The 12,434-nt window shown below is 44.9% G+C and carries 7 protein-coding genes; all 7 read right to left on the bottom strand.

Going from position 1 to position 12,434, the window contains the following annotated elements:
- Positions 1-2,151: a GH92 family glycosyl hydrolase gene (locus tag ABUA47_RS01250; protein WP_005833933.1), complete on the bottom strand. Its 2,151-nt coding sequence runs from the start codon at positions 2,149-2,151 to the stop codon at positions 1-3.
- A 142-nt stretch (positions 2,152-2,293) separates the two neighbouring features.
- Entirely contained in the window at positions 2,294-3,427 is a 1,134-nt protein-coding gene (locus ABUA47_RS01245) for a glycoside hydrolase family 76 protein (RefSeq protein ID WP_005824849.1), read from the bottom strand.
- Positions 3,428-3,441: 14 nt separating this feature from the next.
- On the bottom strand, positions 3,442-4,590 hold the full coding sequence (locus ABUA47_RS01240) for a SusE domain-containing protein (protein ID WP_347774426.1): 1,149 nt from the start codon (positions 4,588-4,590) through the stop codon (positions 3,442-3,444).
- A gap of 33 nt (positions 4,591-4,623) precedes the next feature.
- Positions 4,624-6,234 (bottom strand): RagB/SusD family nutrient uptake outer membrane protein, encoded by a 1,611-nt coding sequence (locus ABUA47_RS01235; protein ID WP_005824845.1) that lies wholly within the window; start codon positions 6,232-6,234, stop codon positions 4,624-4,626.
- A gap of 15 nt (positions 6,235-6,249) precedes the next feature.
- Positions 6,250-9,426 (bottom strand): SusC/RagA family TonB-linked outer membrane protein, encoded by a 3,177-nt coding sequence (locus ABUA47_RS01230; protein WP_005824843.1) that lies wholly within the window; start codon positions 9,424-9,426, stop codon positions 6,250-6,252.
- 142 nt (positions 9,427-9,568) lie between these two features.
- On the bottom strand, positions 9,569-11,032 hold the full coding sequence (locus tag ABUA47_RS01225) for a glycoside hydrolase family 125 protein (RefSeq protein ID WP_005824841.1): 1,464 nt from the start codon (positions 11,030-11,032) through the stop codon (positions 9,569-9,571).
- Positions 11,033-11,051: 19 nt separating this feature from the next.
- On the bottom strand, positions 11,052-12,281 hold the full coding sequence (locus ABUA47_RS01220) for a glycoside hydrolase family 76 protein (RefSeq protein ID WP_034529194.1): 1,230 nt from the start codon (positions 12,279-12,281) through the stop codon (positions 11,052-11,054).
- Positions 12,282-12,434: the final 153 nt, after the last annotated feature.

Here is a 12,434-nt window from a genome sequence, read left to right as displayed (position 1 = left end):
CTATTCCGTAGTAATCACCAGTTCCTTGCCCTCCCTCAGTTGGTCATGGGTGATAAAGTAACCGTCAATCTTTTTACCGTCATAAGTAATGTCAATAATCTTCTTGCCGCTTCCTTTCTTCACAATCGTAAAGGGACGACCATTCAGATTGAACGTCACTTTATCGAACAAGGGAACAGTAACAATATATTCAGGATCGGCAGGCGAATAAGTGTAAAGTCCAATAGCATTGAGCACATACCACGAAGACATCTCGCCGGCATCATCCATCCCTGCATAAGCCAGCTTGTCGGCACCCATGTCATAGTAGTGGTTCATCAGGCTGTCGAGAATGCATTGGGCTTTCTCTTGTTTGTCTATGAAATAATAGGTGTAAGGAATGCTGTGTCCCGGCTGGTTTCCGTGGCAATAGTTTCCGATGAATCCGGTCAGGTTGTGGGCCTCGTAACCTCTCCACGGTTCGCTGAATAAGGAATCCAGTTTAGCCTCCACCGCCTCTTTACTGGGATAGAGCTTAATCATGCCTTCGGGGTCGTGGGGGGCGAAGAAGAGGGCGTTCCATGCATTGGCCTCACGGTACATGTACTGGTAATAGGGATAATACGGATCGAAATCCTGAATCCAGCTACCATCGTCAATCTTACCTCTCCAAAAGCCGGTAGAGGGGTCGAATAGCGTCTTGTAGTTGTTGGAGCGTTCCATCATCAGTTTGTAGTTGGCTTCATCTCCCAGCTCCTTGGCTACCAAGGCTACGGCATAGTCATCGTAAGCATATTCCTGGGTCTTGGTGACAGCCCCTTTGTATTCGTCCCATGTGGGTACATTCACTGTGTCTTTTTCAGCAATCCAACCTCGCTCCATATACTCATCCAAATAGCGACGTCCTCCTTTACCGGGCACCGTAGCATTTTTCAGAATCAACTTATAAGCACGCTCCAGATCGAAATCATGCAAACCACGCAACCAAGAACCAGAAATAAAAGTGGAAGCGTGATCACCATGGAAGAAGGTGGGCATGTAGCCGTCACGCTTCTCACCTTTGTCAATAATAGACCTAATGATGTCAGTAGTCACATCGGGAGAAATCATACCTATGAGTACCAGTTTGTTGCGATAATCGTCCCAAAAAGAAGGGTCAGTGTAATAGTGGAAGCCGTTATTCACTACTTCGCCACGGACATCAGTATATTCATGATTCACATCGCTACGCAAAGCCGGCCATTTAAAAGCATGGAAGAAAGTAGAATAAAACAATCTCTTTTCACGTTCCGTGCCACCTGCAACTTGAATCTTGGAGAGGAGTGCTTCCCAAGCCGCATCGGCTTCTTCTGCCACTTGTGCAAAACTTTTGTTCAACATTTCGGCCTTCAAATTCATTTGAGCATTCTCTATACTCACAAACGAGAAACCAGCCTTCACTTCCAAAGGTTCAACACCTTTGCTGTCGATAAAACGCAGCACAGCCACCTCATGTTTGTCGTCTTTTACCATTTCCACTTGGCCTATTTTATAGTTGGTCTTAGCGTAAAAGTAGATTTTACCATCGCCATCTTGATAACCCGTGAACGTATTATCGTCAACCTTCTCAATCTTCCAATCACGGACATCATTATTAGAACGGCGGATGTCTACCAATAATGACTTATCGTCGCCCTTGCCGAAAGTATATTTATGGTAGGCACAACGCAAGGTACTGGTCAACTCGGCGTTCACTTTATAGCGTTCCAGATAAACCTGGTAATACCCCGGATGCGCAGATTCCTTCTCGTGACTAAACCCGGAGCAATAATTACCCGGAGCGATAGTTCCCACCACTGGCAACATGGGGACATGCAACAAGTTCCAATGCCCTTTAGCTGTATGTGAAAAACCATAAATCACAGTGTCCTCATATTGATAGCCCGCACCGCTACGAAACTGTGTAACGGGGCTGAGCTGCACCATTGCGTTGGGCAAGGTAGCACCCGGATAAGTTTCCGCACCCCATGTACGTGACTTTATTTTGCGCGTATACCCTAAGTCCTCAGGCTCCCACAAAGTAGCCGTACCCAAGAAAGGATTGACATATTCGGTTAATTTCTTCTGCGTACCGCCACAGCCCGTCAGAACAATCAGGGCGAACAGTAGAAATAAATATTGATTCTGTTTCATCTTTTGTATTTATTTTATATAAAAAACTGTTGTCTCTAAAAACATTATTTCCAAAATAACTGCCAATTAAAACTGGCTCTAAAAAAAAATGTGCCGAAACCCAATAACCAGATTGAGTTTCGACACACTTTTAATTGCTAACTTATTTCAGGCTCTTTTCAAAGAGAGCTTTGGCTTCAATCAAAGTACAACCACTTGTCTGCGTAGTCAGATGGTTGTTGCCGCTATTGTTCATTGCCCAGTTAGTATTATACAGCAAATCAAGTTTATTGATTCCCTTTCGCCACAAGATTTCAGCATTATTGTTAAAGAAAGTGATGAATTTCTTCTTATATATGGGGTCCAAATTCGGTTCCATAATCAGCTGCACATAATAACGCATGAAAATACCCTTAAACAAACCTCCGTCCCCATCGCCTTCATCACGAAGTAAATTATTTCCAGTATCTATCATGCTGCTATTACTGATAGCGAAATTGGCAGCCTTACGAGCATCTTTCAAATAGGACTCTTCTCCTGTGATCTTATACAGTTCGTAAGCAGCACCCAAGAATGTACCTTGGTTATAAGAAAGAGAAAGTGTACTCAACTCACCCGTCTCACCGTTCACATTATCATAGATGGCGCCGGTAGCAGGGTTAAATAAATTTTCACGCTCCCATTTATAAATATTGACAGCCCAATCCAAATCCTCCTGATTCCCGTTAATACGGTAAAGACGAGCAGCAATCAAAGCAGCAGGGCCGTTGGAACAAGCATTTTTGCTCCATAGCTGGTCGTGAGTCCAAGCAATGCCACCACCTGCGTAATCGTTCCAACCGGTCTTGATTTCATTCCACATCTCTTGAGAAGTTTCCAGATACTTGTTTTCATCAGTAACTTCGTACAAGCGAATCATGGTGAGAGCAATCCACTCCATATCATCATAAAAGTTGTTCCAATAACTGCCACCGTTCTTTGCCTTGATACCGACATACCATTTGTCGAACAAGTCGCTGTACTTGCTATCTCCGGTACGATTGTAAGCATCTATCATCACATCCATAGCATGAGCCTGCGGCCAATAATGGAAATCCTTGATTGAACCGTCATTCCCGTAGTTGAAATAATTCTCTTCCGTATTCCAGAAACGATCTATCAGGGTCACAGAACTGCTATCGGCAGCCGCATCCCAATCTATGGTGTAAAGCCCCTTATCATACATATACTCATCTTCTATCTCGCACGATTGAAGTGCCAAAAGAAGCAGGGGCAGACAAAATAATATTTTTTTCATAATCTCTCCTTAAATTAGTTGGCCAATTCCACTTTATGAGTATAGTTCTCCACATTGAATATCACACTAATCTTGGTGATGGCACCCGGATTGTGGCCATCGGCCGCACCATCGAATTCATCGTTCAGTTTCCACTTCTGATCCCATTGGTTATCAGGAGTCTCCATAATATAGAAATAAGGATCTTCGGGAGTAGCCGCACCAGGATTAGAGTCTGTAGTATTCTTGGTTCCCCAATACTGTATACTACCATCAGCATAAGTCATCAAGAACTTATAGCGTTGGTCGCGCCCCCATCCTTCTTGCTTGAACTCAATTTTATCCTGACCGCAGAACACACCGTTTCCAACATAAGGCAATTCAAAAGTTGCGGCACCACTCGGACAGAAGTAGAATTCCATCTTACTTACTTCCCTGACGGTTACAGATGCAATGGAGAAATCCATCTCAATGCGGTAAACTCCCGTCTTTTCTACGGTTGTCTCGCCTTCGCCTTCCATAATCTTATTGCCATTGATATAAAACACCTTGGCACCTTCGGCTGCTCTATCTACCAGTTTGTAAGTCTTTCCGCCTTCCAACTTCGTAAAGACTTCGAACTTATCCTTTTCGGGTGAAGCACACGCCACGGCCTTAGAAGCATCCATACCACCTTCAGTAGCACTTCCGGTCAAGTAAAGCTGTGCCGGAATCTCTTCAAATCCCACCAAGCGAGTGATGGTGAGCTTCTTGCTTTCCTTTGCCATTACAGAATTCAAACCTCTGGAAGCCATTACTGTCCAAACAAGTGTACCCGTCTCACCACTGTTCAATCCGGCAGCCGCACCAACCTTGTTCAATGTCTTGTGGCTGATGGTAGCATAGCTCAAAGAACCGCCATTGTCAGAAAGCACTTTGTAAATAGGCTTAGAAAAATCTCCACCTTCTTTATCGAATACCACTTCATAAAGAGGGGCACCGCTATCTTCAGCCTTGGCCGACTCCCATTCAAAGAACAGGCCGGCGCTGGCCGACGATTGCAAGACTACTTCCTTGCCGTCAGTGGGTTCATACAACTGATTTACTGAGGAAACTTTGGAATCCTTGTATTCCATGTCTTCCGTACAAGACGTAGCAAAGAGGACTGCCGAAAAAAGAGCTATTGTTGAGAATATTGTTTTCATTGTTCTATTGTTTTTAATGAGTTTAGATACACGTTAATTTCCATATCCTGGATTGTTAGGCGCCAGATTGGGATTCAAATTGATTTCACTGATAGGAACTGCCCAAAGGTAATCTCTTGCCTCTTCGAACTTGCGAGTGTCAAGCTTATTCTCGTCCACGAAGCTTGCACCGCGCACCTTGCCCGACAAGTATTCGTTGCCAGCCTTCCAACGCTTAATATCATACCAGCGCAAACCTTCCATCGCCATTTCTACACGACGTTCGTCGCGAATAATCTGCCTCATCTCTTCCTTGCTCTTTCCGGCAGGAAAGTTCAAGGCTGCATCGGCAGTGAATCCGGCACGTTCGCGGATGGGACGGATGGTCTTGTTCCATACCGCTTCAGTCATACCGCTTGTTTCGTGAACAGCCTCAGCATACATCAGCAAGATGTCAGCATAGCGCATAGTGATGATGTTCATACCGGAATTCTGATCACCGGAAGCCTGCGGATTATAATACTTACGGGTGAAATAACCGGTAGAAGTGCCGTTTCCACCACCATCGTAGGCATCGGTTCCCGAACCCGGACGAATGTTGATGACTACGTCTTTACTGCCATCGTCCACATTGCCACTCCAGTCATAGCCATCATAAATGATAGTAGCGGTGAGACGTGGGTCACGGTTGTCGTAAGGATAAGCAGGGTTATAATCTGTCCCGGCTTCACTGATAGTCTTTCCACTAAGCATCAGATAAGTGTCTACCAACGATTGCTGCGGCACACGGTTCACGGCACGTCCGCCTCTTGACAAAGGAATCATGTCTACCATCTCACCCCAAGTAATCAAATTGGGTACATAAGAACGGTCCATGATAATCTCTTCATTATACTCATTGGCTTCATCAAAAAGCCCGGCATAATCAGGAAATAAGGCATAAGTACCATATTCGCCCTGTTTGTTCATCAGATTGTCGCAATAAAGCATCACATTGTTCCAGTCGCTATCCATCAAGTAGACACGAGCCTGCAAAGCACAAACGGCACCTTTAGTAATTTTGCCCTTGTCTTCTTCGGGCAATTGGTCGCGAGTGGGAAGCGCATCCTTGATGTCTTCCAATTCTTGGTGAATGAAGCTGATAATGGTTTCGCGGTCTGTACGACTTACACTCCGCGATTCTTCCAGCGTGATGTCCTCCGTAAAGAAAGGTACTGCACCATAAAGGTTAGTCAGACGGAAGTAGAGGCTTGCACGGATATAGCGTATCTCGGCAATCATACGTGCTTTAACAGATGCGTCCATGTTGGGTACCAGATCCACCTTTTCAAGGAACACGTGGCAGGTCTTTATGCCTCCGTAAAGGTCTTTCCATTCATTCTTGAAGATGTCGAGCGAGGGAGTAGCCATACCTTTGCGAATGGCACGTTGGTCGTCCACACTGCGACCGTCGTAAGCATTGTCACTCAAACTTTCATCGCTCCACATACGGCCTGCATTGTACATCTGGCTGTAAGCCATGTTCACCACATACTGGGCTTTGGTGGTGGAAGTCCAATAAGAGTTATCCGTAAATTTGTTTGTCGGTGCGTTCTCCATCTCGTTGCAACTGCAAAGCATCAGAACAGCCATTCCGGCAAAAGCTATATATTTTCTTAGTCTCATAGTTATCTGTTGTTTTTAGAATTCAATGTCTATACCGAAACCATAGTAACGGAGCGTCGGGTAGTTTCTACCAGAATTGGCGCCACTATTACCCATCTTAGAGTCGAACTCAGAAGATTCAGGGTCAATAAACGAGTTATTACTGAAAGTCAGCAAGTTTTGTCCGTTGACATAGATACGTGCCTTTTCCATACCCACCTTGCGGCTCCATGTTTTAGGGAATGTGTAACCAATCTGCAAGTTCTTCAGACGCAGGTATTTTCCATCCATCAAGAATAGGTCGGAACCTTGTCCGTTTCCGTAGTTGTTTCTGTTGGAAGTAGAACCCGGAGCAGTAAGTCTCGGCCAACGTGCATCGGTGTTGGTAGGAGTCCAGAAATCCAGTTGATGCTTATAGATATTATAAGAGTAATTGGCGTGGAACGGTTCAATCAATTCACCACGAAGCATCATGTCACGCTTGCCCACACCCTGCCAGAACATACCGAAATCGAATCCTTTCCATTCTACATTGTAGTTGAAACCGAAAGTAAGACGAGGGAAGGCATTACCCAAGATAAACTTATCCTTCGAGTCGATGACACCATCTTCGTTACGGTCTACAAACTTCACGTCACCCGGCTGTACCTTTCCACCTACAGGAATAGCCGATGCCTCAATCTCCTCGTAGCTTTGGAAAAAGCCGTCCATCTTGTAACCGTAGTAAGACTCCAACGGACATCCTTCACGGGTGATACGGCTCAACTCCTCTATTTGTGAGATTCTTTCGTGACCAGGGTACTTCAGCACTTCATTCCAAGAGTCACCAAGATTGAAGTTGAAGTTATGATTTGCGGCTCCCGTTTTCAAACGATAGTTGATAGAGAGGTCCCAACCTTGATTCTGCATCTCACCAATGTTGTCCATCGCCATATCCGTACCGAATACCGAAGGCACAAGGGGCTTCATTAAAATGTCGCTCGTACGCTTGTAGAAATAGTCGAACGTCACATTCAAAGCGTTATTGAAGAACGAAGCGTCTACACCCACGTTGAAGGTTTTGGTCTTTTCCCAAGTCAAATTATCCTTACCTAACTTAAAACCTGCGCCTGATACTGTCTGGTTATTATATGCGTAAGAGTTGTTGTACAGTTCGTAAACAGTAAAACGGTCATAAGTACCAATAGACTGGTTACCCAAGATACCAAAAGAAGTACGCAGTTTCAAGTCACCCACACGTTCCTTGTAAGCCTGCATAAAGTTCTCCTCGCTCAAACGCCAGCCTAATGAAACAGAGGGGAAGAAACCCCATCGGTAGTCTTTATGAAACTTGGAAGAAGCGTCATAACGGAAGCTGAATTCTGTATAATATCTGTCAGCGTAAGAATACCCCACACGTCCCAACAGAGAAGTCAGACTGGTACGGTTGGATTCATCTACAAATGTTTTTCCTGTGATGTTTCCCACAGTACTATTGGTAATGTCTGTACCGATACCCAAGTCGGGATCTACCCCCTTCTTCTCAATCTCATTGCTAGACGAAGTAAACGATTCATTGGTTACTCCAAAAAGCCCGCTGACATTGTGTTTACCGAATGTCTTGTTGTAATCCAACAAAAGTTGGCTATTAATAAGGTAAGCCGTATGATTCCAGTTACTGGTCCGATAGTCAGTATCTTTCACTGGACGTGGTTCGGTAGCCTCTTCATTCAAGTAATAGGATACGCCCAAATTGCGGGTAGAACGCATGTCGTTTATCACATCCGCACCCAACACTCCACGCAACTTCAATCCGTCAATAAGCCGGAATTCAGCATTGACATTAGCGTTCAGATAATTGTTACGATACTTGTTACGGCCACCAGCTTCCAATGCTCCCAATGGGTTAAATTCAGTCAATACATCATTTAACAAATATCTTCCATCTTCCGATTTCATTTTGTAATAATAATAAGTAGGTACACGGGCGGCATCCACTTCCAAACTCCCACCGGTGGTACTTACACTATTATTACGTGTATAAGCCAAAATAGCATTCAGTTTCAAACGTCCCACTTCCGTGCTAACATTGGTACGAAAATTATAACGCTGCACGCCAAAATCACTGTTGCCCACATAATTACTTTCCTGGTCATAATAACCCATGGACACCATGTAAGTAGTTTTATCACTACCTCCAGATACGCTTAGATTGTAATTCTGCTGTAAGGCTGTGCGGACTATCTGATCAAAAAACCAGCTTTCTTCATTTTGATGGGCAGCCAGGTCACGGATTTGATCGGGTGTATACAAAGGAGCCTCTCCAGCATTGGTGGCAGCTAAATTGCGCAAAGTAGCGTTCTGATAGCCTTTCACCGGAGAAAACAAGATATCCGGATTCTGCCATCCCATCATACCACTTAACCGAACTGTCGCACGCTGGTTCTTCTTACCTTTCTTAGTAGTAACCAAAACTACACCATTGGAAGAACGTGAACCATAAATAGCAGCTGTACCGGCATCTTTCAAGATGGAAATGTTCTCAATATCATTGGGATTCAATTTATCGAAACTACCGCCATCAGCTACCAATCCGTCTATGACAAAAAGCGGACTATTGTCATTCACAGTGCTGATACCACGGATATTAAAGTTAGTCTTACGATCATTAGGATTGCTACTGCGCTGCTGGATAACCACGTTGGGCGCAGCCCCTTGCAAAGCATCTGTCATGTTAGCCACGGGACGGTCTTCGATCATGGAAGCCTTTACCTGGTCTACAGCACCTACGGCACTCTTGCGGGTAGTAGTACCATAACCGATGACAATAACTTCATCCAGCACCTTGGTATCCTCCTTTAAGACAACATTCAATTGTTTTTGATTTTTCACAGCAATTTCCTGAGTGGCATATCCCACATAGGAAAAGACGAGAACATCTTGGGCACTACAAACAATGGAATAGTTTCCATCCACATCTGTAATGGTACCCACACCTTCTTTACCCTTAACAGTAACACTCACTCCAATCAGGCTTTCACCTGTGGCATCCTTAACGGAACCTCTCACCGTGGCATTGTTTTGCTGCACCACAGTAATAGTCTCCGCATGTGCATAAACCGCAGGAGCCTGCGCCAGCATAGTCACAGCAGGCAAGGCAATAAGCCAGAACTTATAGTTCCCACCTATCCGAGCCAGCAATGAATTTACTGTGTACACTCGATTCTTTTTCATATTCTTTAAGATTAAACATTATAATAAATCACGATAAAAAAAGGAAAAGAACACAAATAATACCAACGAACAACCAATTCATGCAATTTGTATCCTAATCCTCCTTCCAGCGCACTTTATTGATTTTAAATAATTCCTGTTTTTACAAGCTGTTCAGCAAATCCACTTTACCCTCGTTCACTAATTTCAAAATCAATTCTCCAAACAGCGTATTCTGCCAAGCAAACCATGCACGGGTAAAGTTAGTGGGGTCATCCTTGTGGAAAGACTCGTGCATGAATCCCGTACCGGCATCCGTATCCATCAGCATTTTGATACAAATCTTTATCTCCTCATCATTCTGGCTGGTGAATGCCTTCATCATGATACTCATAGGCCATACCATATCATAACCAATGTGCGGACCTCCGATACCTTCACCGGCTTTACCTTTAAAAAAGTAAGGGTTGCTGCCACTCCACACAAAGCGGCGTGTATTCTGATAGATAGGATCGTTTACGTCCACATCACCCAAATAAGGCATAGCAAGAAGGCTGGGTACATTGGCATCGTCCATTAACAGATGATTGCCGAATCCATCTACTTCAAATGCATAGATTGTCCCAAACTCAGGATGATTGTAAGTGGCATATTTCTTCAGGGCTGCCTCCACTTCGGCTGCCAAATCGGTGCATTCTTTGGCCAAGGATGTTTCCTTGTTTACTTCCGTCAGAATTTCAGCAGCCTTTCTCAGAGAAGAGACAGCGAAAAAGTTGGAAGGGACCAGGTACTGAAGCGTAGTGGCATCGTCCGATGGGCGGAAAGCGGAAACAATCAGTCCCACCGGTTTGACCGGAGCACCCAAGCCGTCGTTATTCAGCGTATCCAGAGCACGTTCCGTCTTACGTTGGAAACGGTAAGGGCCTACACCGTCCTTACGCTGCTGTTCCTTGAAAGTCTTCAGGATAGCAGTAATTGCCTTCATCCATTCACCGTCGAAGATACTGCTGTCACCAGTTACTTTCCAATACTGGTAAGCCAGACGAAGCGGGTAACAAAGAGAGTCTATCTCCCATTTGCGCTCGTGCAGTTCGGGCTTCATATCTGTCAAGTCAGTCATCCAGTTGCCACCCGTAGGTCCGTCGTTGAAAGCATTGGCGTACGGATCAATGTTGATGCAAAGGAACTGACGGCGAATGACACCTTCGAGCATCTCTTTCAATTGCGCATCATTGTTGGCTAACTGCACATATGGCCACACCTGCGCACCGGAGTCACGCAGCCACATAGCATGGATGTCACCGGTATAAACAAAAGTATCGGGTTTACCGTCCAGCATGCGAAAGTGTACAGTAGTGTCAAGCGTATTAGGAAAGCAATTCTCAAACATCCACGCCAACTTAGGATTGGTAAGCAGTTTCTTCACGCGAACAATCTCAGCTTCCACCGCTTTTGAGGTGAAAAGGCGTTTCTTCATTTTTGGACGATTGCTCTTGTAAGCAGCAGTCATCTGAGCATAGTTCTCCACACAAGTGTTGTCACCTTTCAGGATAAAAGTGTCTGCCTTAGCATAGCCTTGCATACAGAGCATGGCAACAGCGCACAAGGTAATGTTTCTCTTTTTCATTTGGTCTGATTCGTTTTAATTATAAAGACTGATTAGCGAACACGGCCAAACGCGCGTACATCTCTACCATGGCGGCTTGTGTCAGCAGCCATTTACGATTGTCGCGGCTCTTGCCGGTGAAATCAGTATTGAAAAGGCCGTTCTCTTCACGGGCATGCGTCCAAGCATAGTCCAGACTGCGGGCAAAGGAATCAAGATAAACCTTGTTACCGTCCACCTGATAGAGTTCCATAAAACCACGCAACATAACGGCGGTGAACCACACATCACCCTTCTTCAGCATATGAAACGGTTCTCCCTGTCCGGGGGTGAATTCCATGAAGAAATAATTATGACAAGCAGCAGCAATCGCTTGCGCATCCTTCAGATACTGCCCATTACCGGTAAGCTGATAGAGCAAAGCAGCCGACTGCATCATCTGACCGCTGTTATAGGCAAATTTGGCACGTCCTATCTCACCGTCCAAACGCATGTTGTCGAAGTAAAGGCAGTCTGTTGTGTCCTGCAATGTTGCTTTAGTCCACTCGTACAAACTCTTCCCTTTCTCAAAATAGGAGCTGTCTTGCGTAGCCTTGAAAAGTTTCAGGGCAAAGACGGAACCAGGGGCGTTGGAACAAGTGTTCTTTGATTCCTTCTTCTGTTCGCACCAATAGATACCTCCTCCCAAACAATCGTCCATACCGCTTTCTATAAACTTCCAGATAAGCTTGGCGCTCTGCAGATAGTTCTCTTGGCTAGTCATCAGATAGACGTCTGTGAAGTCAATGCCGAGCCACACGTTGTCATCGTAAAAGCGGTCGGACAACGGAGCGTCCTTGATGTAAGAAGCATACGCTTTGGGCATACGACGAGTATCGAAATATTCAGCAAGTCCCGGAAGCACTTTCTCATCAAGCAACTTCTGATAGTTCCCGAAATCTTTCTTGTTATCTTTAGTGGCCTCCATCAACGCATTCACTGCGGAGAAGGTACCGGAATAAGGCCACAAATAAGAGTAAAGATTGGGACGGTTCTTCTGTTCCTCGGAAGCCAGATAAGTAGCGGTATAGCCTTCCACGTCCGAAGGATAATTCTCACGCAACAGACAAGTGCCCGGTGCGGAATAGTGAGCATATAAGGAATCAAGTGTTTGTGTAGATCTGACCAGCATTGCGTTGTCTGCCACAGCCGGTTCTTTCTGTGTCTTGCATCCGGTTACTGCCAAGGCGCATGCCAATAGGCAGAGGAGTGCTTTCTTGGAATTTTTCATCTTTTTTCTACGGCATTAAATTGTTCGACTTGTTTTTCACTCCGTTGCAGGAGTCTTCTTTTATATAATATATAAACCCTATTAAAAACGATTGCAAAAATAGACAGTAAGGTTAAAAGCCAACTATAAATCCGTGACATAACCGTCCACATT

Origin of the sequence: Bacteroides sp. RTP31139st1_H2_RTP31139_211217 (genome assembly GCF_040227615.1) — a bacterium.
Lineage (GTDB): Bacteria > Bacteroidota > Bacteroidia > Bacteroidales > Bacteroidaceae > Bacteroides > Bacteroides uniformis.
The sequence above is the reverse complement of the archived record's forward strand: the minus strand, read 5'-3'. Positions and strand labels throughout refer to the sequence as shown.

Coding starts and splice junctions, on each gene's coding strand:
- ABUA47_RS01245 (WP_005824849.1), bottom strand. CDS start 3,427: ATGAAAAAAATATTATTTTGTCTGCCCCTGCTTCTTTTGGCACTTCAA.
- ABUA47_RS01250 (WP_005833933.1), bottom strand. CDS start 2,151: ATGAAACAGAATCAATATTTATTTCTACTGTTCGCCCTGATTGTTCTG.
- ABUA47_RS01235 (WP_005824845.1), bottom strand. CDS start 6,234: ATGAGACTAAGAAAATATATAGCTTTTGCCGGAATGGCTGTTCTGATG.
- ABUA47_RS01225 (WP_005824841.1), bottom strand. CDS start 11,032: ATGAAAAAGAGAAACATTACCTTGTGCGCTGTTGCCATGCTCTGTATG.
- ABUA47_RS01230 (WP_005824843.1), bottom strand. CDS start 9,426: ATGAAAAAGAATCGAGTGTACACAGTAAATTCATTGCTGGCTCGGATA.
- ABUA47_RS01240 (WP_347774426.1), bottom strand. CDS start 4,590: ATGAAAACAATATTCTCAACAATAGCTCTTTTTTCGGCAGTCCTCTTT.
- ABUA47_RS01220 (WP_034529194.1), bottom strand. CDS start 12,281: ATGAAAAATTCCAAGAAAGCACTCCTCTGCCTATTGGCATGCGCCTTG.